The sequence below is a fragment of the Algimonas ampicilliniresistens genome, from assembly GCF_030159955.1.
GTDB lineage: Bacteria > Pseudomonadota > Alphaproteobacteria > Caulobacterales > Maricaulaceae > Litorimonas > Litorimonas ampicilliniresistens.
Window position 1 is genome coordinate 438,628 of sequence record NZ_BSNK01000002.1, and the last position, 26,381, is coordinate 465,008.

The following is a 26,381-nucleotide window of genomic DNA, read 5'->3' on the forward strand; positions in this document are numbered from 1 at the left end:
TGGCAATTGGCGCAGATTGCGCCTATATTGGTCACAACCAGCTCCGACGCATGCGCGCCGGCACGCTGTCACACTAACGGAGTTCATAATGAACGAATTTAACAGAGGCGTTATCGGTGCTGATACCGACACCGATGTCGGCCTGAAGAGCTTTATGCTCGGCACTTATCGGTGGATGGCTCTGGCCATGCTGGTCACAGCAGGCGTCGCCTATTTCTTCGGCCAATTCCTGCTGGGTAATCCGCAGGTCGCGGCAATCGTGTTCAGTCCCTTTGTCCTGATCGGCTTCATCATTGCTATTCCGGTTATGTTTGGAACGGTTGGTAAAAAACTGCCGACCATGTCGATGGGCGGCGTGGTGACATTCCTGTTCACCTTCGCAGCCTTCATGGGCGTGTTCACGTCAGCGATTGCTCTGGCTTACAATCCGATGATTGTGGCGAAGATCTTCTTCATGACTGTGGCCATGTTTGCGGCACTGTCCCTGTTTGGTTATTCGACGCAGCGGAACCTCAGCACGTTTGTAAAATACGCGTTCGCGGCTTTCCTCGGCTATGTCGCAATCAACGTTCTGGGCATGTTTTTCCCGGCTCTGGCCCCAACAGGCCCGATGGATGTTATCATTAACGTCATCGCCCTTGGCGCGATCGCGATGATCACGGCGTGGGAAACACAAATGCTCAAGCGGGTCTATTACGGCTTGGCCGGTGATGGTGAGATGCTCGCGAAATATAGCGCTTATGGCGCCGCTTCGCTCCTGCTCGCTTTCATCAATATGTTCCAGATCCTGCTGGCGCTGTTTGGTCGCGACTAAGCGATTTGAGGGCTTTGCCCTCAAAATATTCGATTGATAATCGAATATAGCGCGTCGCCGCGAGCTCAAGCGAGCGGAACTCGATGTCAAAGAAACACGAAAGCCCCGCGTTTGCGGGGCTTTTTTTATGTTAGGAGTCGTCCACATAGATTTGAAGGGGCTGACTCGACTCGAACCTTACCGTTCTTATCCTGACTAAGACGCCCGATTCGTCGCTCGAACCAACCGCCAACTGGTGTTGGGGAAAGGAGGTGATGTCGATGGCTTGTAAGAAGGTTGTACGCCGTACGCGTACTGCTCCGAAACCGGGACCGAAAACGGTCCCGGTACGACCGCATAGACGGTCAAAGCCGAAGCCGTGCAAATAGTGTCTAGCTAGATTGTCGGATCGGGCGTCACTTCACTTAATGACAGTTGGATTCTTCGTCTAGTGTATCAAATGAATTGAACAGAATTTTTCTGAGTAAAAGCACTCGAAGCGCCTAACTCCTCATCCCACCCAACCGCTGATCAATGATCGCTTCGGCGTCAGACATAATCTGATCGATTAACTCAGCGACGCTGGGGATGTCGTTGATTAGGCCCTGCACCATGCCGGCGGACCAGATGCCGCCATCTGTGTCGCCCTCGCGCATTGCGGCGAGGCCGCGTTTACCGCTGACGAGATGCTGCACGTCTTCGAACTTAGCGCCGCCTTCTCGCTCAATCGCAACGACTTCCTGACTGACGGCGTTGCGCATGACGCGGGCCGTATTGTGCAGGGTGCGGAAGATGAGGTCAGTCTGACGCTCGTCATTCTCAACCATTTGCTGTTTGAAGGCCTCCGGGATTGGCGCTTCCTTAGTGACGCAAAAGCGTGTGCCCATATTAATGCCATCCGCGCCGAGCGCCAAAGCCGCGACGAGGCCGCGCCCATCCGCGATGCCGCCAGATGCCAGCATCGGAATTTTGACCTTATTCGCGGCGGCCGGGATCAGGATCATACCGGGAATATCGTCTTCGCCGGGGTGGCCCGCACACTCAAACCCATCGATGGAAATGGCGTCGACGCCCATTCGTTCGGCGGATAGAGCGTGGCGAACCGCCGTGCATTTATGGATCACTTTGATGCCGTGCTGCTTGAAATGGTCGACATGTTCTTGCGGTTTATAACCCGCCGTTTCGACAATCTTGATCCCGCCTTCGATAATGGCCTGGCGATATTCGGCGTAGGGCGGCGGCGTGATCGTCGGCAGGATCGTAATATTCACGCCGAATGGTTTGTCCGTCATGTCGCGGGTGCGCGCGATTTCCTTGGCCAGAGCCTCCGGCGTGGGCTGAGTGAGCGCGGTCAGAAAGCCAAGGCATCCGGCCTCGGCCACGGGCGCGACCATTTCGGCATAACCGACCCATTGCATGCCACCTTGGACGATCGGTTTTTCAATCCCGAACTCTTCCGTAAATCGCGTCTTGATGGCCATGAAAGTCTCTTTTCTATCTCGAAGTGCCGAAGTTGTGAGAATAGGGGCCTATCCGTCAATGCTCATTCCTGCGTATCAAGCATGCAATGAGCGTTTATATCCATGGGCTTTCAACCTGCGTGCCGCCCCACGCTTTGCCGCAAGACGAAGTCCGCGATCGTGCCCATGAGATTTTGGGTCCGCGCTTTAAGGGCTTTGATCGGCTTGCCCCTGTTTTTGATACATCCGGCGTGCGGATGCGCTATTCCGTCGCCCCGTTTGATTGGTTCGAACAGGCGGGCGGTTGGACCGACCGCAATAGCCGCTACATGGACGGCGCGACGGACCTTTATGTGGAGGCCGCGACAAAAGCTCTGGCGGATGCAGGTTGGACGGCGGGCGAAATCGATATTCTCGTCACCGTGTCCTCGACCGGTATCGCCACGCCGACATTAGAAGCCCAAGCTAAAGGCCGGATGGGGTTTCGCGATGATTGTTTGCGGGTGCCTTTGTTCGGGCTGGGTTGTGCTGGCGGGATTTCAGGCCTGAACGTCTCGCGCGAATTGGCGCAGGCTAACCCCAGCGCCAAAGTGCTGCTCGTGATTGTAGAGACCTGCACGCTCTCTTTTCGCAAGGCCCGCCCGAAAAAGGCCGACATTATTGCGACGATCTTATTTGGCGACGGTGCGGCGGCGGTTGCGCTCAGCGGATCGGAAAGCGGCGTGCGGGTAGACCGCGGGGCGTCGCGAACTTGGGATGACACCTTGCCGATCATGGGCTGGGAGGTCGACGAGGACGGGCTCGCCGTCGTGTTCGACCGATCGATCCCGGACTTTGTGAACGCAGAAATGCGCGCCGCGACGGATGCGGCCTGCGCGCAGATGAATGTTTCACGTGAAACATTGGGCCGCGTCGTGTCCCATCCGGGCGGCGCGAAAGTGGTCGAGGCCTTGGAGGCGTCGTTAGAGCTCGGCGAAGGCACGCTCGATATCGAACGCGATGTGCTGCGCGACTATGGTAATATGAGTGCTCCGACCGTGATTTTTGTGTTGGAAAAAGTGCTAGCGCGCGGCGATGCCAAGGGCTCGGGCAAGCCGTTGCTGGCTAGCGCGCTCGGCCCCGGTTTCTCCGCCGCCTTCACCCCGTTCTATGTGGACTGACCCATGGACATTAATCTTGCGATCAACTTTTGGGCCGCTCTCTTCCTCACCTATGTGATTGCTGAGCGGCTGATCGAATTGCCGATTGCGACGCGCAATACGAAGCGTCTGATCGCCCAAGGCGGCGTGGAACATTCACCGCGCCACTACCCGCTGATTGTTGCCGTTCATACGGGCTGGATTCTCAGCATGGTCTGGTTCGGCCACGATCATCCGGTCCATTACATCTGGTTGGGCGTCTATGCGGCCCTGCAAATCCTGCGCGTCTATATTCTCGGCACGCTGGGTAAGCGCTGGACCACGCGGATTATTGTCCTGCCGGGCGAGGCGAAAGTCACCAAAGGTCCATTCGCTCTGGTCCCGCATCCCAATTACCTCCTCGTGATTGCCGAAATTATGGTCGCCCCGCTTGTGCTCGGCCTGTGGGAGGTGGCGGCCATATTTGGCGCGCTCAATGCCGCCGTGTTAGTCATCCGTATCAGCGCAGAAGAACGGGCGTGGGCGGCGCGCTGATTGATAGGGTAATGAACTTCAAGGGAGTGTCCTGTGTCTGATCTGGGTTTTACGAAAGAGTCCTTCGACTTTCTTGCGGGTCTTTCGGACAATAATAACAAAGCGTGGTTCGACGAAAATAAGCCGAGCTTTGAGACGCGCCTTAAAGCACCATTTGAGAGGCTTCTCGAAGCGTTAAGCGAACGCCTGTCGGATGCCGACATCCCGATGCAGGGTTCGAAGAAAACGATGTTTCGGATGCATCGCGACATTCGGTTTTCAAAGGATAAGCGGCCTTATAAGACGAATACGGGCGCGCTGATGACACCGGATGGACGCAAGAATGAAAAAGCGCCAATCCTCTATCTGCATATGGACGCAGGCGGTGGGTTCGCTGCGGCGGGGTTTTACAAGTTTAAAGCGTCTGATCTGGAACCGATCCGCCACCGCATGCTCGACAAAGCGGATGAGTTTGATGCGGTATTGTCCAGTCTAGATAAGGCCGGGCTGAGCCTGACACGCTCCGATCCGCTCAAGTCCATGCCGCGCGGCTTCAAGGATGCAGACGGCCATCGCCACGCCGATAAGCTGCAACTGAAATCTCTGATCGTAGAGCAGGACTTGCCGAAATCCGTCTGGATTTCCGATGATGTGACAGATCAAGTCGAGGCCTTTGCGCGGAGCGCCATGCCGTTGCTGCAGTTCGGACAGAGGGCGCTTTAGATTTGACAGCTTGCGCTGCAGCCCTGAATGAAGGGCGCGAATAGCCGCGTCAGACGGCTGCCGCGCGGGGGGTCTTTTATGAAGCCGGAAATCATTGTCGTTCTGTGCATTTTCATGACGTTTATCGCCGCGGAAATGATCTTCACCAATTTCTTTCGCAAGCCGGGCCAAGTCAAAGGAGACGGCCTGGTCGAATTGATCGCGACGCTGATGCTCACCCTGATCACGCAGCCATTGGTCGTTGCCGGCGGCTTTGCAGTGGGGGCCTTTCTAGCGCCGGGTTCTGCGGACATGCTGAAGAGCTGGCCGTTCTTGGCCGTCTTTGCGCTCTTCCTGATCTTCGATGATATGACGCAATATTGGTGGCACAGGATTACCCACGCCACGCCGTGGCTCTATAAGCTGCACCGCCCGCATCATCAGGCAGAATATTTGTCGATCCGGATCGTCTACCGGAATAATATTTTCTATTACTTTCTCATGCCGGGCCTGTGGCTGTCGGGCGTGTTGCTCTATCTGGGGGGCGGCTGGGTCTATGCGGTCTATCTCGTGATCAAGATGACGGTGATTTACGGCGCCCATTCTGATGTTCGCTGGGACTTGCCGCTCTACCGGATCAAATGGCTCTCGCCGATCATGTGGCTGGTGGAGCGCACGATCTCTACACCCGCAACCCACTGGGCCCATCACGGCAAACATGCGGCGGACGGCGTCACCCATTATAAAGGCAATTACGGCAACCTACTGTTTTTCTGGGATGTGTTGTTTGGCTCGGCCAAAATTACGCGTCGTTATCCGGAACAGCTAGGCGTGGAAAATCTGCCGGAGACGAGCGCGGGCGAACAGTTGCTCTGGCCGCTCTGGCGGACGCGCCCAAGCGATGAAGTGACAGCGGCGGAGTAGCTCTAGTCGCGCAGCAATTCGTTCACGCCTGTCTTCTCCCGTGTCCGCGCATCAACCGTTTTCACGATGACGGCGCAGGCGAGGCTGTGACTGCCGTCCTTAGCGGGGAGCGCGCCGGGCACGACGACAGAGTAAGCGGGCACTTCGCCAAAGCTAGTTTCACCGGTCTGGCGATTATAAATTTTGGTGCTTTTGGAAATGAACACGCCCATGGCGAGGACCGCGCCCTCACGCACAATCACGCCTTCGACGACTTCTGAGCGCGCGCCGATGAAACAGCCATCTTCGATAATGGTTGGATTGGCTTGCAGCGGCTCTAAGACCCCGCCAATGCCTGCGCCCGCACTGATGTGACAATTCTGGCCAACTTGGGCGCAGGATCCGACGCTGGCCCATGTGTCGATCATTGTGCCTTCGCCAACGCGCGCGCCGAGATTGACATAAGACGGCATCAACACAGCGCCCGATGCGATATACGCCCCGCGACGCACGGCGCAGGGCGGCACGGCGCGGATACCCGCCTTGGCGAAATCGGTCTCGGTCCAGCCAGAAAATTTACTCGGCACTTTATCGAACCAAGCGCCGCTCGCGGGGCCGCCGGGCATGATCACATTGGCCTCAAGACGGAAACCGAGCAGCACGGCCTTCTTCAGCCACTGGTGGACAATCCAGTCACGCCCGACTTTCTCAGCCACGCGAAACTTGCCGTCATCCAGACCCATGATCGCCGCGTCCACAGCCTCTCGCCGCTCGCCCTGTGTATCGGGCGACAGAGCCGCGCGGTCGTCCCAAGCGGCTTCGATAATGGATTGGAGTTGGTCAGTGTTCATGGGCGAGGCGCATAAGGCGAGGGCCCTAACCTGGCAAGCCTGTCACGGGTCGGGATCGGCCGCGCTCGTAACTTCGCCGCGCTTGTAACTTCGAAGAGTGGGATTAGAATGAGGCGAGATCGGGGGCAATCAGATGGTCGAGTTTACGGGTAAAGTACGCTTGCGGGTGGTCGGTATAATCGGGCTGGTAGCACTATTTTCAAGCTGTGCGCCGTCATCGCCCGAAGCCCCAAATTCGCAAACGGTCGCTGACGCTGAACCGCCGTCTGACGTCTCATCACCAACCCGTCTGTCACCTGAAGCGTTAGCATTTGAGGCCAAGTTTAACGATCTGACGGCCCGCAGCCGAACAGCCGCAGAGACAGTGGGGGATGCGCGCGCGCTACGGGATGAATGGGTTGCCATGGAAGCTCTCTCGTCTGAGGTGGGCGACGCGGAACAAATCACGACGGCTGCAGGGAAATTGGCAGAGATTGATTTTTCTGTCGGCGATCTCGACTCTGCCTTGGCGCATACGGAACGGTCTATCACGGCGGCCAAAACCATTATCGCCACGCGTCCGCAGGACGTTGCAGCGACCTATATTTCCATGACGGCCATGCGCGGTGTGATCCTGTCTCAATTGGGACAGGCGGATGAGGCGATCACCAGCCAGCGCGAGGCTTTGGCGGATCTGGACACAATATTAAAAAAGGACCGCTTCACGTTTCGTCCGGGCACATCGGAGGCGTATAAGCAGCATGCGCTTGAGGACGTGTTCATGGCCAAGTCCAATTTGGAATTTGGCCTGTCTCAAGCGCTGATGCGCAATGGCGATTTTGAGACCGCAATTGTTCTCCAGCGACAAAGCCTAGCGACGCGCACAGCCGGATTGCCAGCAGAACACCCCGGCATTGTCGGGAGCCAGTATGGCCTCGCGCAAACCTTGATGAAAGCAGGTGATATGGACGCGGCGCTGCAGGAAGCACGCGGTGCGGTCGAACGCGCTGATCTTTATATGTCCGACTCCAGCACTATGTACCCGAAAGCGCTGGAAATGTTGGGTATTGTTCTTTCGCGCAGTGGGCGGACGTCGGAAGCGGTTCGGGTGTTGGACCGGGCGCTCCGTCTCAAAGGCGAAACGGAAGGCCGGGACAATCTCTACTTTGCGTATGGCTTGCACAATTTGGGCGGAATTAAACGAAATTTGGGCGATTACGGCCCGGCGCTCAACTTGCTGGAGGAAGCCGAGGTCGGCTTCACGACCCATCAGGGCGAAAACAGTCCGATGGCGGCGACGGCCCGCGCCTATCGTGGCTCGGTCCGCTATGCGCTGGGGGATATGAGCGGCGCACGCGCCGATCTGGAAAATGCACGCACCCGCCTATCGCGCGACGATGATACGATGCGCCTGACCAGTACCTTGCTAGCGGATCTTGCTGGCACTGTGCCTGACACGCCGCAGCCAGAAGACGACAGTGTGGTCAGTGCGCATGCCCGCGCGGTGCGGGCGCGGTTGGATGGCCGGGCGGACGCGCCGATCTTGCTTGACCGATTGATGCGCTCACAAACATTGCTTGATGCTGGGCGTTTGGATTTCCCGCACCGTCTCGCGGCTGAAGAAGCATTGCGGAGTGCGCAAGCGGCGGGCGATGATCTAGCCTTGTTGGAGGCAGCGTCGCTGCTGCTCAATACAGAAGCGAGCGTCGCGGCGACGCGCGCCCAGATGCGGAAACTGGACGGCGTCGATGCGGAGGTCGTGCTGCAGATGCAATCCCTGCAAAGGCAGATGCGGCGCTTGGACTCGTCCCGATTGGCGGCCATTGCCGCCGGCAAACCGTCACAAGATATGTCTGAGGCCCTGCAAGATGTAGAGGTCCAACTGGCGAGCCTGCGCACCAAGCATGGCTTGGACGACGAGCGCACAACTGTCGCCGGGTTCAGCTCGTTTCAAAGTGTCCGCGACGGCCTCAAGGATGATGAAGCGGTGGTAGCGATGATCCCGGCTCTATCTCGCCATTTTACCCTTGTGATTGACCGGGCGGGAGAGGCGTTGTTCGAGCATGATCAGCCGCGCGCTGAGATCGCCGAGGCCGTGACGGCGGCGCGCGCCGCGATCCTGTCAGAGGATGGGGCATCCCGCGATGCGGCGCTGCGTCGGGCGGGCCAAGCCTTGTTACCAGACACAGTTCTGGCTCGGTTAGAGGGGCGGTCTCGCCTACGGATTGTCAGCTCCGGTGCGCCCAGTACCGTCCCACTCGCCGCCTTGAAATTGGCAGACGACGGTTGGGTCGGCGATCGTTTCGCCCTGCGTCATCAAGCGAGCTTAGCGGGCTCCACGCCTACCTCGACCAATATTCCTCGCGGCGCGATGACCCGGTTCATTGGCGTTGCACCGCCTGAAGGGCTGGATGCAGACGGGGATGCGGGGCGTATTTTGGCCTATCGCGACAATGTGCAGCTCGGTCTGCCTAATGCGAAGACCGAGCTTGAAACGATCGCGAGCCGGTTCAAGCGTGCGGACGTGCTGAGCGGGGGGCGCGCAGTGGAAGCGCGCCTTAAGGGCGGTGCGCTATCCAGCGCCGATGTGCTAGCCTTCGCCACGCACGGACTCAGAGCCGGAGAACGCGGTGACGGCACGCAGGCAGCGTTGCTGGTTGAGGCGGGGCTGAATGAGGACGGTTATCTGGAGACGGATGAAATCGCCGCGCTCAACCTTTCTGCACGTCTCGTTATCTTGTCAGCCTGCGACACGGCGGCACCGGGGGATGGGTCTGGCAATGGCTATTCGGGTCTGGCGGCGGGCTTTCTGGAAGCCGGCGCGCAGGGTCTGCTGGTGTCGCATTGGCCAGTGCGCGATGACGCCGCCGCTGCGATCACGACGCGACTGGTCGAGCTGTCACAGGACCACGATATGGACGTCGCGCTGCAAACCGCGATGGCAGAAGTCCGCGCAGGGAATTTGCCGGGCGCGGGTAATCCAGCGATCTGGGCGCCCTTCGTTCTTTACACGCCCTAGGTTTTGGATCGCTTCATCCTTTCGACCATCAGATGTAGCGCTTCGAGAAAGCGCGATCGGTCGCGGTGTGAAAAGGGCGGCGGCCCGCCAATATTGGGCTGATCCGCTCCGTCTCGTAGATCGGCCATAATCGCGCGGACGGCAATCTGTGATCCAATTGTGGCGTTATCCATTTCTTTGCCGTTGGACCCTAGCACCCGCGCGCCAGCTTTGAGGCAGCGCTCAGCCAGCAGAATGTCCGAGGTGATCACAATGGCGTCTGCATCGGCGCGCTCTGCAATCCAGTCATCGGCCGCGTCAAACCCATCTGTGACCATTTGAAAGCTGATGCCGGGTTCTCTCGGCGTACGGATATAGCTATTGGCAACGACGGTCACAGGCACGTTGTGACGTTGGGCGACCTTGTAGGTTTCGTCCCGCACCGGGCAGGCATCCGCGTCGATATAGATATGTAAACTCATCAGTCGGTCCCTAAAAGGGACACGGCTCAGCAACAATCCTTTCATTCGTGAATGGATTGACAGGATTTCATGCGCCTTTATAGGGGTCGTATGAATACGAACTGGTCCGACTATCCTGTTTTTCTAGCCGTTGCAGAGGCGGGGTCTCTGACCGCAGCGGGCAAATCGCTCGGCATGAGCCAACCGACTGTGGGGCGGCGAATCCGTGCGCTCGAAGATCATTTCAAAACGCCTCTGCTTAAGCGCAAGGACGGACAGTTGATCCCGACCGTGTTCGGCCAAAGCATGCTCGATCACATTCGGCGAATGCAGGATGAAGCCGCCGCGATTGACCGCTCATCCGCGACGCTAGAAGATAGTCTTTCAGGCGTCGTGCGATTATCCGCGACGGAAGGGATCGGAACGGCCTGGTTGCCGGGCGTGATGCAGCGCTTCCGCTCTGAGCATCCCGACATTCTGGTCGATATCGGCATTTCGTTTCAAAGCTATAATCTTGCCCAACGCGAAGCCGACATTGCGCTGCGTTGGAACTCACCGGGTGAGCAAAATTCGCTGATCGGACGCAAGGTCGCGGATGTGTCATTTGGCATGTTCGCTAGCCCAGAATATCTGGCCCTCGCTGGGGCACCGCAAACTCTTGAGGATATGCCCAAGCATGACGGGGTTGTGGCCTCGATCATGGATGGTAAAATTCTCTGGATTTCTGATCCTGACACGGATCAGCCGATCCACATGCCGGGCCGAATCACCTTCAAAACCAATTCGATCTGGGCCTTTTATGAAGGATTGGAGCAGGGCTATGGGATCGGCATGCTACCGCTGTGCGGAACCGCAGCGCAGGGTCGCCATCTGGTCCGGGTTATGCCTGAATTGGAACATACGGAAGCGCTCTATCTTGTTGCGCATCAGGACTTGAAACGCTCGGCCCGTATCCGCGCCGTGTTCGACTACCTCGGCGAAGCCTTTCGTCAGGATAATGATTTCTTTGGTTGTGGCGGCGAAAGCGTGTTCTCGCCGGGCCGTTTCGATATTGCGCCGCCATCAGCCTGTCGGGTCGAACGGGAACATTCCCATCTGACAGTCGCAGCAGAATAACGCCGAGAATAACGCGAATTGTCAGTCGACGCGCCGCGCCCTCGCGCTAAAGCGGCTTATGACCGATTTTTCCTGTCCGCTCTGTGATTGCGCCCAGTTTGGAATGCTGGAACCTGAGGGCGATTGGCTCGCCCGTGCGGCGAATGCGGATGATGAGCGCGCCTTAATTGGCAAGATTGTGGAAGGCGATGAAAGCCTCGCCTTTGGCGGCATTGTTCGCTGCGCAGACTGCGGTCTTGCTACGGTTCAGACACCCCCCACGCCGGATGCGCTCGGTCGCTTTTATTCCGCCTATTATGCCTCGGCGAGTTACGGCACGAAACGTGATAAAAAGATCAAACGGGCGGCCAAACGGGTGAAGCGTGTGCGTCGACGCATCAAAAGCGGCGGGACGCGCTTTCTCGATGTGGGCTCCAATCTTGGTTACGCGGTCGAAGGCGCGCGTCTGCAAGGGTTTGAGGCCACGGGCATTGAGATCGATGCCGACGCGGTCCTGCAAGCGCAAGCCGACTTTCCGGGCGGTCGCTTCTTCGTCACCACGGTTGAAGACTTCGCACAGCGCGGCGAACAGTTCGATTTTGTCTATTGTTCTGAAGTGATCGAACATGCGGTTGATATTCGCGGCTTTGCCGACGCCTTGATGGATCTGATTGCGCCGGGCGGCGTGCTGTTCCTAACGACGCCCGCAGACGGGCATCGGGCCACACCCAAACCACTGGTTAGCTGGGTTCAGGTTAAACCCCCCGAACATCTGCATTGGCTTGCGAAAGAACATTTATTGCGCCTGTTCGGATGCGACGGATTTACACCGCGCTTCCAGTTCAACCCCAAGCCAGGCCATAAGCTGGTCCTGAACCGTGATCTCTAAGAGCCATGACCTCTAAGCAGAGCCGCGCGGTATTGTGACCTTGGCGAACCGCGCCGGCCCTCATATAGCCGCCTTGTGATGAGCGCGACAGACGACACAATTGATTTCGGGTTTGAGCAAGTCCGGACGGAAGAGAAGCAAGGCCGGGTTCGGCAAGTCTTTGATTCAGTCGCGCGCGATTATGACCGCATGAATGACGCCATGAGCATGGGCCTGCACCGGGTCTGGAAAGACATGGCGATCACCAAACTCAACCCGCAACCCGGCGAGCGATTGCTCGACGTAGCGGGCGGGACGGGCGATATTGCGCGGCGGTTTATTCAAGCGGCAGAGACGGTTCGGGATCGTCGGGGGGGGCAAGGTCTTCCGGACAAAGGGCCTGCTAGCGCTGTTATTTTAGACATCAATGATGAGATGCTGCTGGCAGGGATCGACCCGAATAAGGATGCGGGGCTTGATCTCACTCGGGTCTGCGCCAATGCGCAGGACTTACCGTTTGAAGATGCGCAGTTTGATGCCGTCACGATCGCTTATGGTATTCGCAATGTCACTGACCGGATGGCGGCGCTGCGCGAATTTCATCGTGTGCTTAAGCCCGGCGGCCGGCTCGGCGTGCTGGAGTTCTCAACGCCGCCCGAAACTTTGATCCGCAAATTCTACGACGCCTATTCCTTCACGGTTATTCCGCGTCTTGGACAGGCCATTGCGGGGGACCGCGACAGTTACCAATATCTGGTTGAGAGCATCCGCCGCTTTCCGAAGCAGGATCAGTTCGCGCAGATGATGCGCGATGCCGGGTTCGCGCAGGTCAAATGGGCCGATTATAGCGCCGGGGTGACGGCCTTTCATACAGGATGGAAAATCGCATGAGCGATGACAACAAAGTCTCTTTAGACACGATCGAAACGGCGAATATATCATCCGTCCCGGAAGGGCGCGGCGCTCATAATAGTTTCTGGCTCGATTTCGGACCACTGTTGGTCTTCTTCGTCAGTTTCCACTGGATCAAGCGGTCCAATCCCGACGATGCCATGCTTATTGCAGCCGGCATCTTCGCTGTGGCGGCAGTCATTGCATTGGCGATTGGTTGGCTCCGGCACAAAAAAGTGTCCGGCATGTTGGTCCTGTCGACCGCGATTATCGTGGTCACAGCAGCGCTGGCGCTGCTCGCGGATAACAAGGTTATCTTCTATATGAAGCCGACCATTGTGAACGCGCTGTTCGGGATTGCGGCGATTGGCGGCGTGCTGATCGGTCGTAATATCATCCGACTGATGATCGGCAGTGCCTTCACCTTACCTGACCGGATTTGGGATAAGCTCGCGATCCGTTGGGGTTTGTTTTTCTTTGCGATGGCGGCGCTCAACGAATTCGTCTGGCGCACGCAGTCTGAAGATTTCTGGGTCAATTTCAAAGTGTTCGGCTTCCTGCCGCTGACCATCATTTTTACCCTGACCATGATCCCGCTGATCAATCGTCACGGCGGTCTTCAGGGCCTGGAGAAATCCAAATCTGACTAAGGCTGAAGGTATATTAACCTTACCAAAAGGGTTAACTGGACCCCCGACTCCGCTCCGCTACCACGACTTTAATACGCGAATCGGCTCGTCCGTACTGCGCATATTTTTAAGGCTCGGGGGAGCGGAAAGTCGGGGGTCATGCAGATCAGCTCACTCAGGGTGGCACGCGCCCTTGCACAGCTCGACCTGAGCCAGCGTTATGCCAAAGCCAGCTCCAAAGATGCGGTCTATCTGCACCAGCTCGGCGCGGCGCAACGTCACGGTGTTTTTCAGCCCTTCGATGCGGATGCGCGCGAATTGAATGACTGGTTGCAGTCTGTTCGGGCGGGCCGGACCTTGTGCCGTGCGGCTTGGGATTGTTTTATCGCGGTAAACTCGGATCAAAGCTCAGATTCAGCCTCTGATCAGGCCTCGCAACAGCATAACAGCCTGCCTTAGACCCTGCCTTAGACATTGAACCAAGCCCCGTGGTTGTTATAAGCCGCGCCAACACCCCCGCGCGCTTATAATTAGGACAAGATATGGCATCCCTGGACAGTTTCAGCTGTGAACGCGAGCTCACCGTCGGCTCGAAAACTTACACTTATTTCGACCTGACGGTCGCCGAGGCCAACGGGCTGACCGGGATCTCAAAATTACCGCGCTCGCTGAAAGTCCTTTTGGAGAACTTGCTACGGTTCGAAGACAATAAAACGGTGACCAAAGCTGACATCGAAGCGATGGCCGCCTGGTTGACCAACCGGCGCTCCAGCCAAGAAATCGCTTACCGCCCTGCGCGCGTGCTGATGCAGGATTTCACCGGCGTTCCAGCTGTCGTTGACCTCGCCGCGATGCGCGACGCGATGGCGGCGTTTGGCGCCGACCCGGAAAAGATCAATCCGCTAGTCCCTGTTGATTTGGTCATCGATCACTCAGTCATGGTCGATTATTTCGGTACAGAAGACAGTTACGAAAAAAATGTCGCCCGGGAATATGAACGCAATGGCGAACGCTATGACTTCCTGAAATGGGGTCAGTCAGCCTTCGATAATTTCGCTGTTGTGCCGCCCGGCACCGGTATCTGCCACCAGGTCAATCTGGAATATCTGGCCCAGACGGTTTGGACCAAAGTCGAAGGCGGCAAGACCTATGCTTTCCCTGACACGCTGGTCGGTACAGACTCGCACACAACGATGGTCAATGGCCTCGGTGTCTTGGGCTGGGGTGTTGGCGGGATTGAAGCCGAAGCGGCTATGCTCGGCCAACCTGTTTCTATGCTGATCCCAGAAGTGATCGGGTTTGAGCTGACAGGTAAATTACCTGAAGGCGCGACCGCGACCGATCTGGTTCTTCGCGTCGTAGAAATGCTGCGCGAAAAAGGCGTGGTCGGCAAATTTGTCGAATTTTATGGCCAGGGCCTCGACCATCTGGCGCTCGAAGATTGTGCGACCATCGCCAACATGGCGCCTGAATATGGCGCGACTTGTGGCTTCTTCCCGGTTGATACGGATACGTTGCGCTACCTAACAGCGACAGGGCGCAAGGAAGAGCGCGTCGAATTGGTCGAAGCCTATAGTAAGGCGCAGGGCCTGTTCCGCACAGACGATGTGCCGTCCTTTACCGACACTTTGCATCTCGACATGAGCACGATTAACCCGTCCCTGTCTGGCCCGAAACGCCCGCAAGATCGGTTCGATCTGAAGGGCTCAGCCGATACGTTCAAACTGATCATGACCAAGGATTTCGAAAAGGCTGGCGATGCGTCGAGCCCAACGGCCGTTGAAGGCCACGATTTCACGATTGATCATGGCGACGTGATGATTGCGGCGATCACCTCTTGCACGAATACTTCCAACCCCTCTGTCATGATGGCCGCGGGTCTGGTGGCCAAGAAAGCCAATGAACGCGGCCTAACGGTGAAACCGTGGGTCAAAACATCTACGGCTCCGGGATCGCAGGTTGTCGGTGAATATTTGCAGCGCTCGGGTCTTCAGGACGAATTGGATAAGATCGGCTTCGATGTCGTGGGCTATGGCTGCACAACCTGTATCGGGAACTCCGGCCCGCTCGCCCCGCCACTGGCTAAAGCGATCGCGGATGCCGATCTCGTCTCTTGCTCAGTCCTATCCGGCAATCGCAACTTTGAAGGCCGGATCGGCCCGGACATTAAAGCCAACTTCTTGGCATCGCCGCCCCTTGTCGTCGCTTATGCGTTGGCCGGGACTATGCATCATGATTTCGATAATGACCCGCTAGGTCAGGATCAGGACGGCAAAGACGTCTACCTGCGCGATCTGTGGCCGACCTCGACAGAAATTGCCGAAACGGTTCGCGGCTCGGTGACGCGCGATCTGTTCGTGTCCGAATATGCGGATGTGTTCAAAGGCGACGAACGCTGGGCCGACATCACGGTCGAAGGCGGCAAGGTCTATAATTGGAACCCGGCCTCAACCTATGTACGCAACCCGCCCTATTTCGAAGGCATGGGTATCGATCCAGAACCCGTGCGCGATGTGGAAAATGCCAGCATTCTGGCGCTGCTCGGTGATTCGATCACGACGGACCACATTAGCCCGGCAGGATCGATCAAGTTTGACGGCCCCGCTGGCCGCTATCTGCAGGAACGCCAAGTCGCCCGCACCGACTTTAACAGCTACGGCTCACGCCGCGGCAACCACGAAGTCATGATGCGCGGCACATTTGCCAATATCCGGCTGAAAAACCTGATGGCCCCTGGCACAACAGGCGGTGTGACCAAACATGTCCCAACCGGCGACGTTATGAGCATTTTCGACGCGGCTCAGCATTATAAGGCGGATGGGCGTGATCTCGTCGTCTTTGCGGGTTCACTCTACGGCAACGGCTCATCCCGTGACTGGGCAGCCAAAGGTACGATCCTGCTGGGTGTGCGCGCTGTGATCGCGGAGAGTTTCGAACGCATCCACCGCTCTAACTTGATCGGTATGGGCGTGCTGCCTCTGGAATTCCAGAACGGCGATAGCTGGGGCGCACTTGGCCTGACCGGCGATGAGTTGGTCAGTATTGGCGACATCGACAATATTCGTCCGCTCGATGATATCGACGTCCACATCACTATGACGGACGGTTCGACCAAAACGATCACGGCTAAGATCCGGATTGATACGGAAAATGAGCTGGAATACTATAAAAACGGCGGCATCTTGCACTATGTGCTGCGCAACTTAGCGCGTGAGGATCGCGCGGCGGCTTAAGGAAAAAGCTGTCACTAGATTGCGAAAAGCCCGCCGAATGGCGGGCTTTTTTATTGCGGGTTTACGAGTTTCTGAGCGGAGACGTTCAGATCTATGCCTCTTCAGGCTCCCGCACGGCTTCGCGACCACCCCGATACATATCGTCCATGAACAGGGTGAAAATACGGCGTCCGGCACTCGCGTCGCTCAGATCCAGAGATTGCCGATGAATGGCATGGCTCAAGCTCGGTAACATGCCAGAGGGGACGGGTTCATAAGCCATCTTCCAATCATCAAAAGCCCGTTTCTCAATGTCACCTTCATGCAGGATTCGCATATTGGTGTGGCGTGGGTCGGACTGGATGGCGTGAAATAGATCCAAGATCACGTCGGTCTCGCCTTCAATGATCTGTAGAAATTGGTGGTTGTCGTAACAAAGCAGACCGGTAACGCCGTTCTCGGCATTCTTACGGCGGGCATGATCGAGCAGAGCCCGAACCTCATCCGGACTCATCGGCGCGGTCGTTTCGCTGCTATAGACGATCTCGAGAAGCGGTTCTTGGGTCAATTCTTACTTCCGAATGCGAGAGGCCTATAGCCTCACCATAAAACACATACGCAACAGGGGTCAGATAGGTTTTAGAGCCGTGACAATTTGTCAGTCCCCTTAACTTAGATGCCGGCCGAGATCGAGTGGGCCGAGCTGCGAAGATCGGGCCTGGCCTGATAGGCACCAGGTGACGAAATGCTCGCAATTTCGGACCAGAGGATTGTAGCGTTGACCCATGCGTCCGCGCGCGCGAACAACCACTTCAGAGCCAGACATGGGGGACGCATAGGCGATCATACGGATCGAGCGCCCGCCGGAAAAATCCGCCATATCAGTTTCCATCACGCGGCCAAACTTGGCGGAGCTATGGATCACCGTGCCATAGCCTGTTGCGATCCCGACATGATCGAACAGGCCGCGGACGCGGACGGCTAAGAGCGTTCCCGCGGGATAAATACGCGCAGCGCGCTCATAAGGATAACGGCTCATAGAACGCTGATAGTCTGAACTGTTCTCAAACGCAAAACGCCCGACTGCGGAAGCAGCCGGGCGTCAAATGCGATGCAGCGTTTCGCTCTATGAGCGGCGTTCGCCATTCTCATAGAAGGTCCGGCTCGTGCCACGCTCGAAATAGTAATAGCGGCGTGTGTTTTCGTCGAAATAGCGGGTCGACTTGTCGAGCATCGGGGCTTGCGTTGTTGGCGTACCCTGCTTGCCGTCCTTGCTGTGACCGTAAATTCCGCCCGCAATTGCACCAACACCGGCGCCAATCAGGGCGCCATCACCGGCATTGCTGTTGCCAGTATTATTACCGATGATCGCCCCGGCTACAGCGCCTGCAGCGGCTCCATATGCGGCGTTACGTTCGACATTGCCCGTTGTTGTACAGGCTGCGAAAGAAAGTGCGGCAAGCGACAAAGCGCCTGTCTTAAGAAGAGTTGTCATTAGAAATCTCCATAGGCCCAGATTGGGCGGCCCCCATTTGGCCCGTTAGATCCATAAACGTCGCAACGGGTGCTAGGTTCCTAGCCAACGCATGTTAACTGTAGGATGAGCCGAACATTACATTTTTGTGCGATTACGAAGGATACGCCCATGATTGTCGAGCCCATCCACCAGACCCTGCTCAATCTGATCAACTTGTCGGTCATGCCGGCTTGGGCGCTCTTGATTTTTGCGCCGCGATGGACCTGGACGGATCGGCTGATCCATAGCGGGCTCTATCCCGTCATTCTGGGCTTGGCCTATATCGGCTTTATGGCGGGGGCGCTGCTTTGGGGTACGAATAGTGAGCCGGTCAGTTTCAGCACGGTCGAAGGTATTGCAGCGATTTTCACGCACCCGTTCGGGGTTTTAACCGCCTGGGTCCATTATCTGGTGTTCGATCTATTCGTTGGTATGTGGGAAGCGCGGGATGCGCGCCGCCGCGGCATGAGCCATTGGGCGTTGGTGCCGTGCCTGTTGCTGACATTTATGGCCGGGCCGGTCGGCTTGTTGCTTTATTTCGTGTTGCGTCGGAAATGGTCGATCAATCCGGAAACGGCTTGATCATCGGCGGCGTAAGTCCGTTTTATCGGCAGAGCGCCTTGGTCTGACGTAGGGCCGCCGTGATCCCTTTAAGGCTGAAATTATAGGAGACTTCGGTGCCGCGGACAGACACGGCTTCGACCGTCATATTGGCCCCTTTACGCATCCTAGACACAAGTCGACGTTCATCGGCTGTTTCAGCAATGAACGCTTCATTCTGTGCGCCATACATAGAGATCGAGGTCGACCCGACTCGCGCTTTGGGCGCGCGCGCCGGTTTGAGCGGAAAGCCAGTCATGAGAGAGGGCTGTTCAAAGGCGTCGCCATTCGCCCAGTTCGACACAAGGAAGAAAATGTCGCCATGTTTCACATTAGGCGGCGATTGTGTCGTGGCGCGGGACACGGCGTAGCACATTTTAGCCTCCCCGCCGCCGCGCGAATAGACCATCCAATCCCCATGCTGGCCTTCAACACTGGGCGCATTCGCTTGTGCTGAATGGGGCAGAAGAGCCGGGCTTAGGCTCAGAGCGATGAGGGCTGATAAAAAAAGGCGTTTCATAAGGTCCGTATAGAACGCGAACAGGCTTAATTCTGGCTTAATGCTCAGTATCTTTTCAGACAGGTTTTAGTTGCCGTTCAGGCCGATGCCCGTTCTCTTTTTTCCAGGGTGAGAGCGGCTTCGTTGCACGAGTGGGCGCGGCGCGTGGCCCCCGAACAGGATAGATCGGTCATAAAGCGTCAATGCTGTGGCTAGGCCGACATTGATGCAAAAGGCCGTCGGGATTTTGACAATATGGGCGCAAGCATCTTGCACGGGTTGAGAGAGTGACCCTTTTTCCGGCCCCAGAATATAGGCCGCGTTGAGCGGATGGCGGAAGCTGGGCAGATCAACCGCATCATCCGTCAGCTCTACCCCGACCAAGACACATCCTTCAGGAAAACGCGTCGGATCGAAATCAGGCCAACGATAGTAGGGCAGATGTGTGGAGGACCCCGACGTATCGGTCTGTCGCACCGCATCCTCTTCCATCGGAGAGCCGATGGTGAAGGCGAAGCCGGCACCGAACGCATGCGCTGTCCGCAAGATCACGCCAAGATTATGCGGCTTGGACAGTCGCTCGCTACCGATACCGAAATAACCGCGCATTATTCAGTCACTCCGGGCTGCGGTCGTTCGACCAGTTTGATGGATCGATAGACCGCATAGGCGGCAACAATGCTGCTGCCGATCACGATAAGCCAGAAGGGCAGATAGGGTCCGAGCGCCAGAGCGCCGAGCCCGATAAGGCCAAAAGTCGTCAGATTGACGAACAGATTGAGCAAGACTGAGCCTGCACTCATCAACCGAGCGCGAATTTCCGGATCGGCCCGCCGCTGTGCCATCGCTTGAAGTGGGACGACGAAAATTCCGCTGCTGACCGATGCGCCGATTAACATGGTCAGAAAGAGCGGCATGGCCGGATCGGCGAAAAATTCGGTGACCGGGCCAAACGCCTCGCTCCCAGAATATTGCGGTGCGGGGACAGATATCAGGCCAAAAGTGAATATAGCGGCGCCGATAATGCCAAGCGTGCTGAGGCGCACTGCTTCTGGTCCCCAGATTTTCATATTACCGACAAAGAACACGAACAGCGATCCTACTAGAATGCTGATCGTCGAACAGGCCAGTAAGACCTGCAAGGCTTGTTCATTATAGCCCATCGTCTGGCCAACGAAATCCGGCAAAGTCGTGACGAAGACCGTCGACAGGCCATAAAACCAGCTAATACCCAGCAGAGGCCGCAGAACATCTGGATGTTGGAAAGCCTTTTTCAGGACGCTGATCGTGGCTGTGACGGGTTCATAGTTGATCTTGAGTTCTGGCTGTGGCGCTGGGGCAGGGGGGCATTTTTCCGCTGCGAACCAGCCGACAAGAGCTAGAACGATGAGGACGGATGAAATCACGACTGTGCCCAGCGCAAGGACAAAGAGACCGAAAATAGTCGCGGCCAGAATCGTCGCAAACTGGAACCCGCTCATCAACGCGTTGCCCTTAATCAGCTCGCGTTCTGTCAACCATTGCGGCAGCACCGCGTTCTTGGTCGGAGAGAAGAATGCTGATTGCGCCCCCATCAAACCAAGCGCCACGGCGAGAATGCGCACATCCATGAGATAGAAACCGAGCGCGGCCAGCAGCATGATCCCGACTTCTGCGCGCTTGACCCAGCGGAAAATGACACCCCGATCAACCTTGTCGGCAATCTGTCCGGCGATCGCGCAGAGGATAGTAAAGGGTCCGGTAAAGATCAGCGCAGCGACGGGGACACGCATACCGCTGGGAAGATCTGACAGAAAGGCGACACCACCAAAGGTGATCAGGGCGATCAACGCGTTTTTCAACCCGTTATCGTTGAAGGTTCCAGTCTGAAAGAGAGTGAAGAGTGGCAGAAAGCGCCGAGTAAAGGTCAGACCCGTTTCGGGATGTCGGCTCATGCGGCGTTCTCTTTATTATGCGCGTCGGTTTGGGAGGCTTTGCGAGCTTCGCGCGCTTGCGCCACAGAATTCAGCGCGACTTGGCCGATGTCAGCCGGGTTGAGCGCGCCGGGATTGTCGAGGTCAAGCAATTCGATCGACCGGGTTTCAATCCGCGCCTGCAATAAGTCCATGAACTCATCTTTGCCGAGCCCGGGCGGGATCGGCTCCAGAAATTCGACATGGGCGCGACCAGGATGTTTGATCCAATCGGTCTGGTTCCAGCGCTGGCCGAGATTGGTCGCGACCGGCACGACGGGACAGCCAAAATCTTCCTGTAGATGCCAAATGCCTTTTTTATAAGGATGGTGCGTACCGACTTGGGAGAGGTGGCCTTCCGGATAGATCAGAATGCGCCGACCCTGTTCGCGCACGACGCGGGAGGTTTCTGCCATGCGCGCGCGGGTCGCCGCCCCGCCGCAGCTCTCCACCACGACCGCGTTCATCTTGGCGAGAATCACTTTGATCAACCAGAATTTCTCTAAATGATCGCCTGTGACAAAAGATAGATCATCGAATTGGTGAAACATGATGACGCCGTCGCCATAGGATTGGTGCTTGGCGGCGAGGATAACGGGGCCATCGGCCGGGACGCGTTCATGGCCCGTGACCTCAACCGTAATCCCAGCGATTACCCGCATGCCCCAACGAATAACCTTGGTGTAGCGGCGCAGACTGCCCATCAGCAAAGCCCGGCCCGGCACGAGGCTGAACAGCACGCCAATCAGCGCATAGAGGGCTGTAACGCTATAAAAGAACAGGTTGAAGAGGGTAGATCGCACAGGTGCACTTTAACGGGCGATCAGAATAAGACCAGCCCGCACAGGCTCGTCCACATAGGGGTGATGGCGTTAAGCTGTGATTGCCAGTCTGACTGTGTCTCGCTAGGTCATCAGGACAACTAAGAGGACTGGCATGAAGACAGCATTGATCGTGATATTCGGCGTGGTTGGCGTGTTGCTCGCCTATTTACTGCTTTGGCCCGTGCCGGTCGCGCCCGTGGCTTGGGAGGCCCCGGATGATCAAGGCTATGTCGGAGATTATACGGCCAATACCGATCTCGCCGGGTTGAGCTTGATTGATCTCGCACCGCATCACGGCCCCGAAGATATTGTCGCCTTGCCCGATGGGCGTCTGCTGACCGCGACGCAGGAGGGTTATATACTGACGGTCGACCCCGCGACCGGTACGGTCGATATACTTGCGGATACGGGCGGTGTCCCGCTCGGGTTAGAAATGGACCCTGCCACCAATCGCTTGATCGTCGCGGACGCGCATAAGGGGTTAGTGTCTGTCGGGCTCGACGGCTCAGTTGAGGTGCTGACAGACAGCGTGAACGGCACTCCGATCCTCTATGCCGATGATCTCGATATCGCCGATGACGGCGTCATCTATTTCTCGGACGCGTCTACGAAATTCGGGGCTAAGGCGAATGGGTCGACCATGGCGGCTAGTCTGCTGGAACTGATGGAAAGCGACGGCACAGGCCGTTTGCTGGCTTATGATCCAGCGACGCGTGAAACCCGAATCGTTGCCGACGGATTTGTGTTCTCCAACGGGATCGCCATCGCGCCGGACGGCGATATTTTGATGAATGTCACAGGTCGGTATCAAGTCTTGAAGATCAATCCCGATACGGGCGAGAGCCGCGTCCTGATCGACAATCTTCCGGGCTTTCCGGACAATATTAATCGTGGCCCGGATGACAGTTTCTTCGTCGGCATTGTCAGTCCGCGTTCCGAATGGCTCGACAAGAACTCCGGAAATGTGTTGGCGCGAAAAATTGCCATGCGTCTTCCCGCCTCCATGCGACCCCAAGCGCAAGCCTACGGCCTAATCCTGCAAATTGATGCCGACGGAAACGTGCTGCGCACGTGGCATGATCCGCAGGGTGGATATGTCACCCCGACGGGGGCCGTCCTGGTGGGCGATCGTTTATACATAACCTCATTGCTGTCGCCGACTCTCGGCTACCGCGCCTACCCATAAGCCCCAACTTGTAAGGAAACCCCCATGTCAGACAGAGACTATGAAATCGTCGTTTATGGCAGCACAGGCTATACCGGGCGGCTCGTCGCGGAATATCTGCACAAAGAATATGGCGACGATTTGAACTGGGCCATGGCGGGTCGCTCAATGGAGAAGCTCAAAGCCGTTCGGTCCGAAATGGGCTTGCCCGACAGTGTCGATCTAATCGTCGCGGATTCGTCTGACCCGGCGACGTTAAAGGCGATGTGTGAGCGTGCCGATGCCGTGATCACCACGGTTGGACCCTATCAGCTTTACGGCGAACCGCTGGTCAAAGCCTGCGTGGAAACGGGTACGGATTATGTTGACCTGTGCGGAGAGCCCGCCTGGATGGTCGACATGATTGACCGCTACAGCGAAGCGGCGGCGAAAAGCGGTGCGCGCATTGTCCATAGTTGCGGCTTTGATTCGATCCCCTTCGATATGGGTGTCTATCTGCTGCAGCGCGAAGCCAAGGCCAAACACGGCAAACCCTATGCCCGTGTTCGGGGTCGCGTTCGTAAAATGCAGGGCACGTTCTCGGGCGGCACAGCCGCATCTTTTATGGAAACGATGAAGCGCGCCCAAAAAGAGCCGCACATTCTCGAATGGCTCAAAAATCCCTTCTCTCTCGCCGAAGGGTTTCAGGGTCCGGCGCAGCCGACCGGACATAAACCGATCCTTGATGAGGATCTGAACAGCTGGGCCGCGCCGTTTGTCATGGCGGCGATCAACACCAAAAACGTTCACCGCTCCAATGCGCTGATGGGTCACGCTTATGGCGAAGACTTCACCTATGATGAGATGGTGATGACCGGGCCGGGCGAAAAAGGCGAGGCCGCCGCAAATTTTGTCGCCAAGCAGGACACGTTCGGCAAAAACCCGCCGAAACCCGGTGAAGGTCCGACATCGGAAGAGCGCGAGGCCGGATTTTACGATCTCGCCTTCATTGGAGGCACTAAAGACTCTGGGGGTGCCGATACAATGGTTGCTGTCGTTACGGGTGATAAGGATCCGGGATATGGTTCGACATCCAAGATGATCAGTGAGGCGGCGCTGTGCCTAACGCGTGATGTGGATCGTAAGACCACGCCTGGCGGCGTCTACACCTCGGCCCCGGCCATGGGGACAGCCTTGATTGAACGCTTAGAGGCGCATGCTGGACTGACTTTCAGAATAGAGGGTTAGCCTATTTCAGCAACGGTCACCGTATCGGGCAGGCCGCTGCGGATGATCTCTGCAACCCGCCCTGTCAGCGCGCGGCGCGGCGTGCTGCGCCTGATCGTCAGATTGATGGCGCGGGCGGCGCCGTCATCCTCAAGGGTGCGGTCTTCAAGACCAAGCTCATCGGACAAGCCCGCCATGGCCAGCGCCGGGACCAGCGTCACGCCTTGACCCTGCGCGACCAAGTTGATGAGTGTCTCTAGCGATGTCGCGCGCAACGATGTCTGTGTTGACTGCGCGTCACAAATGGCCAGCGCCTGATCGCGGAAACAATGGCCTTCCGTCAGCAGCAACATCTCCTGTCGGTTCACATCAGACATGCGCAGATGCGCTAGCGAAGACAGGTCATGCCCGTCCGGAAAGACCAACCGAAATGGTTCGGTATAAAGTGGGATCGCCTGCAGTGCGTCTGAGTCCGGCGGGGTGGCCAAAATGGCCGCGTCAATTGTTCCGGCTTCTAGATCGCGGATCAGCCGTTCCGTGATATCTTCACGGTAAATCACGGACAGGTCTGGCAGCGCATTGCGCATGCGGGCCACGAAACGCGGGATCAGATAGGGCGCCACGGTCGGGATCAGGCCGAGCCGGAACTCCCCCGCGAATGGATCCTGCGCGGCTTGGGCAATTTGGCGAATTTCAGTGGCGGCGCGTAGGGCGACCCGCGCCTGTTCCGCGACGGCCCGCCCGGCATCGGTCGGCTTTGCGCCGCCGCGACCGCGCTCAAACAATTGCACGCCCAGCTCATCTTCCAGCTTCTTGATCTGACCCGACAGGGTCGGTTGCGACACGTTGCAAGCTTTGGCGGCTCGCCCGAAATGGCCGGATTCGGCAACAGCCAGAACATAATCAAGATCACGCAGGTTCATGCGCGCAGCCTATCAACCTGTCGGGGCGGAGAGGCAAGAGGCGAAGGCGGCGACTGCGGATAGAAGGGCCTCTCCGTCATAATTTCGTCCTTTATTAACCCTAATTCGGGACAAGTTCGCACCCTGCCCCGGAGTTTTCGGCCATGATCACAGTTCCCCTGTTTCGTAATTGCGCGCTTATTCTGACCGCGTTTGTCACTCTGGCAGGATGTGCCACGGCCCCGCCCGACAATCCGAATAGTGCGACGGATATCCGCGCTGCACAGGAGCGCTCGCAGGGCCAGGCGGAAACCTACAATGAAAATGAGCTGGTCGCGGCTATCTCAACCCATTTGGGCGTGACGAGCGAGTCTGCGGCCACGGCCATTGAGCGCCTGTTCAAGGATCGCGGCAGACCGGTCGGTTACATTACCGGCGAAGAAGGCGGCGGCGCACTGACCATTGGGGCACGGTTCGGCAAAGGCACGCTGTGGATGAAAAACGGCGACACTATGCCGATCTATTGGCAGGGGCCGACGATCGGGTTCGATGTTGGGGCAGAAGCGGGCAAGGTTTTCACACTGGTCTATGGCCTCAAAGATATGGAGGACATTCACCGGCGTTTCCCCGGCGTGGATGGATCGGCCTATCTGATTGGCGGCATGGCGGTGAATTATCAGCGCACCAACGGCATTACACTGGCCCCCATCCGCACGGGTGTTGGCGTACGCCTCGGCGCGAATGTGGGCTATACGCGCTACACAAAAAAACGCGGCTTGCCCTTCTAGACAACCCCATGACAAATAAATCTATTCCGGACGGGTTTGCGCCGCACAAGCGGCGATCCCCGTTCACCGATCCGTTCGAACCGCTTTATGCGCGGCTGGATGACGGGCAAATGAGCCTCGGCACGGTGGTGCGGGACCTTCACTGTAATTCGCGCGGATTAGTGCATGGGGGCTTCATTGCCACGCTAGCCGATAATGCGATGGGGCTGACCTGCGGTCACGCGTTAGAAAAAGATGGTCGCAAAATTCTCGGCATGGTTACGGTCAATTTGGCGATTGATTATGTCGGACAGGCGAAAATTGGCGAGTGGCTGCAAACGGACAGTGAGATCGTAAAATTGGGCGGCTCGCTCGTTTTTGTCAGCACGACATTACGAACGGACGCGACCATTGTGGCCCGCGCCAACGCGACCTTTAAGATCAAGACAGCCTAAC

28 protein-coding genes are annotated in these 26,381 nt (G+C 57.3%); 17 read left to right on the forward strand and 11 right to left on the reverse strand.

What is annotated here, in order from left to right:
• Nucleotides 1-88 precede the first annotated feature (88 nt).
• Complete coding sequence (locus QQL54_RS10060; RefSeq protein WP_284390248.1) at nucleotides 89-814, forward strand: Bax inhibitor-1/YccA family protein; 726 nt, start codon at nucleotides 89-91, stop codon at nucleotides 812-814.
• 482 nt (nucleotides 815-1,296) lie between these two features.
• Here the strand turns inward: QQL54_RS10060 and QQL54_RS10065 are convergent, their stop codons facing one another.
• Complete coding sequence (locus tag QQL54_RS10065; RefSeq protein WP_284390250.1) at nucleotides 1,297-2,274, reverse strand: NAD(P)H-dependent flavin oxidoreductase; 978 nt, start codon at nucleotides 2,272-2,274, stop codon at nucleotides 1,297-1,299.
• Between the two features lie 86 nt (nucleotides 2,275-2,360).
• Here QQL54_RS10065 and QQL54_RS10070 point away from each other — a divergent pair, with 86 nt between their 5' ends.
• The 4 genes from QQL54_RS10070 to QQL54_RS10085 all read left to right on the forward strand — a co-directional run bounded on the left by QQL54_RS10070 (nucleotide 2,361) and on the right by QQL54_RS10085 (nucleotide 5,531).
• On the forward strand, nucleotides 2,361-3,413 hold the full coding sequence (locus QQL54_RS10070; protein ID WP_284390252.1) for a type III polyketide synthase: 1,053 nt from the start codon (nucleotides 2,361-2,363) through the stop codon (nucleotides 3,411-3,413).
• 3 nt (nucleotides 3,414-3,416) lie between these two features.
• A complete protein-coding gene (locus tag QQL54_RS10075; protein ID WP_284390254.1) occupies nucleotides 3,417-3,926 on the forward strand; it encodes an isoprenylcysteine carboxyl methyltransferase family protein in 510 nt (169 codons plus the stop codon).
• Nucleotides 3,927-3,959: 33 nt separating this feature from the next.
• On the forward strand, nucleotides 3,960-4,628 hold the full coding sequence (locus tag QQL54_RS10080; protein ID WP_284390256.1) for a DUF2461 domain-containing protein: 669 nt from the start codon (nucleotides 3,960-3,962) through the stop codon (nucleotides 4,626-4,628).
• Between the two features lie 78 nt (nucleotides 4,629-4,706).
• Nucleotides 4,707-5,531 (forward strand): sterol desaturase family protein, encoded by an 825-nt coding sequence (locus QQL54_RS10085; RefSeq protein ID WP_284390258.1) that lies wholly within the window; start codon nucleotides 4,707-4,709, stop codon nucleotides 5,529-5,531.
• A 2-nt stretch (nucleotides 5,532-5,533) separates the two neighbouring features.
• Here the strand turns inward: QQL54_RS10085 and dapD are convergent, their stop codons facing one another.
• Nucleotides 5,534-6,361 (reverse strand): 2,3,4,5-tetrahydropyridine-2,6-dicarboxylate N-succinyltransferase, encoded by an 828-nt coding sequence (gene dapD, locus QQL54_RS10090; protein ID WP_284390260.1) that lies wholly within the window; start codon nucleotides 6,359-6,361, stop codon nucleotides 5,534-5,536.
• A 133-nt stretch (nucleotides 6,362-6,494) separates the two neighbouring features.
• Here dapD and QQL54_RS10095 point away from each other — a divergent pair, with 133 nt between their 5' ends.
• Nucleotides 6,495-9,359 carry a CHAT domain-containing protein gene (locus QQL54_RS10095; RefSeq protein WP_284390262.1) on the forward strand — a complete coding sequence of 955 codons (2,865 nt, stop codon included), beginning with the start codon at nucleotides 6,495-6,497 and terminating at the stop codon, nucleotides 9,357-9,359.
• Here the strand turns inward: QQL54_RS10095 and QQL54_RS10100 are convergent.
• Nucleotides 9,356-9,820 (reverse strand): YaiI/YqxD family protein, encoded by a 465-nt coding sequence (locus QQL54_RS10100; RefSeq protein ID WP_284390264.1) that lies wholly within the window; start codon nucleotides 9,818-9,820, stop codon nucleotides 9,356-9,358. The two genes, QQL54_RS10095 and QQL54_RS10100, sit on opposite strands and share 4 nt — an antisense overlap.
• Nucleotides 9,821-9,889: 69 nt before the next feature.
• On the opposite strand from QQL54_RS10100, the gene QQL54_RS10105 reads away from it, so the two are divergent.
• The 6 genes from QQL54_RS10105 to acnA all read left to right on the forward strand — a co-directional run bounded on the left by QQL54_RS10105 (nucleotide 9,890) and on the right by acnA (nucleotide 16,515).
• On the forward strand, nucleotides 9,890-10,915 hold the full coding sequence (locus QQL54_RS10105; RefSeq protein ID WP_284390266.1) for a LysR family transcriptional regulator: 1,026 nt from the start codon (nucleotides 9,890-9,892) through the stop codon (nucleotides 10,913-10,915).
• Nucleotides 10,916-10,973: 58 nt separating this feature from the next.
• On the forward strand, nucleotides 10,974-11,783 hold the full coding sequence (locus tag QQL54_RS10110; RefSeq protein WP_284390268.1) for a class I SAM-dependent methyltransferase: 810 nt from the start codon (nucleotides 10,974-10,976) through the stop codon (nucleotides 11,781-11,783).
• A gap of 78 nt (nucleotides 11,784-11,861) precedes the next feature.
• Complete coding sequence (gene ubiE / locus QQL54_RS10115; RefSeq protein WP_284390270.1) at nucleotides 11,862-12,653, forward strand: bifunctional demethylmenaquinone methyltransferase/2-methoxy-6-polyprenyl-1,4-benzoquinol methylase UbiE; 792 nt, start codon at nucleotides 11,862-11,864, stop codon at nucleotides 12,651-12,653.
• The gene (locus QQL54_RS10120) at nucleotides 12,650-13,303 is read left to right on the forward strand and encodes an inner membrane-spanning protein YciB (RefSeq protein ID WP_284390271.1); all 654 of its coding nucleotides are present in this window, start codon (nucleotides 12,650-12,652) and stop codon (nucleotides 13,301-13,303) included. Before ubiE ends, QQL54_RS10120 begins: the two co-directional genes overlap by 4 nt.
• A gap of 138 nt (nucleotides 13,304-13,441) precedes the next feature.
• Nucleotides 13,442-13,741, forward strand: coding sequence for a hypothetical protein (locus QQL54_RS10125; RefSeq protein ID WP_284390273.1), 300 nt, complete (start codon nucleotides 13,442-13,444; stop codon nucleotides 13,739-13,741).
• Nucleotides 13,742-13,824: 83 nt separating this feature from the next.
• Nucleotides 13,825-16,515, forward strand: coding sequence for an aconitate hydratase AcnA (gene acnA, locus QQL54_RS10130; protein WP_284390275.1), 2,691 nt, complete (start codon nucleotides 13,825-13,827; stop codon nucleotides 16,513-16,515).
• A gap of 91 nt (nucleotides 16,516-16,606) precedes the next feature.
• Here the strand turns inward: acnA and QQL54_RS10135 are convergent, their stop codons facing one another.
• The 3 genes from QQL54_RS10135 to QQL54_RS10145 form a co-directional block, all read right to left on the reverse strand.
• Nucleotides 16,607-17,062, reverse strand: coding sequence for a BLUF domain-containing protein (locus tag QQL54_RS10135; protein WP_284390277.1), 456 nt, complete (start codon nucleotides 17,060-17,062; stop codon nucleotides 16,607-16,609).
• A 99-nt stretch (nucleotides 17,063-17,161) separates the two neighbouring features.
• The gene (locus QQL54_RS10140; protein WP_284390279.1) at nucleotides 17,162-17,533 is read right to left on the reverse strand and encodes a lecithin retinol acyltransferase family protein; all 372 of its coding nucleotides are present in this window, start codon (nucleotides 17,531-17,533) and stop codon (nucleotides 17,162-17,164) included.
• A gap of 87 nt (nucleotides 17,534-17,620) precedes the next feature.
• Nucleotides 17,621-17,989, reverse strand: coding sequence for a YMGG-like glycine zipper-containing protein (locus QQL54_RS10145; RefSeq protein WP_284390281.1), 369 nt, complete (start codon nucleotides 17,987-17,989; stop codon nucleotides 17,621-17,623).
• Between the two features lie 105 nt (nucleotides 17,990-18,094).
• Here QQL54_RS10145 and QQL54_RS10150 point away from each other — a divergent pair, with 105 nt between their 5' ends.
• Nucleotides 18,095-18,592, forward strand: a complete 498-nt coding sequence (locus QQL54_RS10150) for an ABA4-like family protein (protein ID WP_284390283.1) — start codon at nucleotides 18,095-18,097, stop codon at nucleotides 18,590-18,592.
• Between the two features lie 22 nt (nucleotides 18,593-18,614).
• Here the strand turns inward: QQL54_RS10150 and QQL54_RS10155 are convergent, their stop codons facing one another.
• From QQL54_RS10155 to QQL54_RS10170, 4 genes are all read right to left on the reverse strand, one after another.
• Nucleotides 18,615-19,130 carry an invasion associated locus B family protein gene (locus QQL54_RS10155; RefSeq protein ID WP_284390284.1) on the reverse strand — a complete coding sequence of 172 codons (516 nt, stop codon included), beginning with the start codon at nucleotides 19,128-19,130 and terminating at the stop codon, nucleotides 18,615-18,617.
• Between the two features lie 66 nt (nucleotides 19,131-19,196).
• The gene (locus tag QQL54_RS10160; RefSeq protein ID WP_284390286.1) at nucleotides 19,197-19,718 is read right to left on the reverse strand and encodes an RNA methyltransferase; all 522 of its coding nucleotides are present in this window, start codon (nucleotides 19,716-19,718) and stop codon (nucleotides 19,197-19,199) included.
• Entirely contained in the window at nucleotides 19,718-21,043 is a 1,326-nt protein-coding gene (locus QQL54_RS10165) for an MFS transporter (RefSeq protein ID WP_284390288.1), read from the reverse strand. The genes QQL54_RS10160 and QQL54_RS10165 overlap by 1 nt, the downstream gene beginning before the upstream one ends.
• Complete coding sequence (locus QQL54_RS10170; RefSeq protein WP_284390290.1) at nucleotides 21,040-21,864, reverse strand: lysophospholipid acyltransferase family protein; 825 nt, start codon at nucleotides 21,862-21,864, stop codon at nucleotides 21,040-21,042. Before QQL54_RS10170 ends, QQL54_RS10165 begins: the two co-directional genes overlap by 4 nt.
• Nucleotides 21,865-21,997: 133 nt before the next feature.
• Here QQL54_RS10170 and QQL54_RS10175 point away from each other — a divergent pair, with 133 nt between their 5' ends.
• Both QQL54_RS10175 and QQL54_RS10180 read left to right on the forward strand, forming a co-directional pair.
• Complete coding sequence (locus tag QQL54_RS10175) at nucleotides 21,998-23,071, forward strand: SMP-30/gluconolactonase/LRE family protein (RefSeq protein WP_284390292.1); 1,074 nt, start codon at nucleotides 21,998-22,000, stop codon at nucleotides 23,069-23,071.
• A gap of 24 nt (nucleotides 23,072-23,095) precedes the next feature.
• Nucleotides 23,096-24,277 carry a saccharopine dehydrogenase family protein gene (locus QQL54_RS10180; RefSeq protein ID WP_284390294.1) on the forward strand — a complete coding sequence of 394 codons (1,182 nt, stop codon included), beginning with the start codon at nucleotides 23,096-23,098 and terminating at the stop codon, nucleotides 24,275-24,277.
• On the opposite strand, the gene QQL54_RS10185 is transcribed toward QQL54_RS10180, so the two are convergent.
• Nucleotides 24,274-25,179, reverse strand: a complete 906-nt coding sequence (locus QQL54_RS10185; protein WP_284390296.1) for a LysR substrate-binding domain-containing protein — start codon at nucleotides 25,177-25,179, stop codon at nucleotides 24,274-24,276. The two genes, QQL54_RS10180 and QQL54_RS10185, sit on opposite strands and share 4 nt — an antisense overlap.
• 143 nt (nucleotides 25,180-25,322) lie before the next feature.
• Between QQL54_RS10185 and QQL54_RS10190 the strand changes: the two genes are divergently transcribed.
• Both QQL54_RS10190 and QQL54_RS10195 read left to right on the forward strand, forming a co-directional pair.
• On the forward strand, nucleotides 25,323-25,946 hold the full coding sequence (locus QQL54_RS10190; protein ID WP_284390298.1) for a DUF1134 domain-containing protein: 624 nt from the start codon (nucleotides 25,323-25,325) through the stop codon (nucleotides 25,944-25,946).
• An 8-nt stretch (nucleotides 25,947-25,954) separates the two neighbouring features.
• Complete coding sequence (locus QQL54_RS10195; protein WP_284390300.1) at nucleotides 25,955-26,380, forward strand: PaaI family thioesterase; 426 nt, start codon at nucleotides 25,955-25,957, stop codon at nucleotides 26,378-26,380.
• Nucleotide 26,381: the final 1 nt, after the last annotated feature.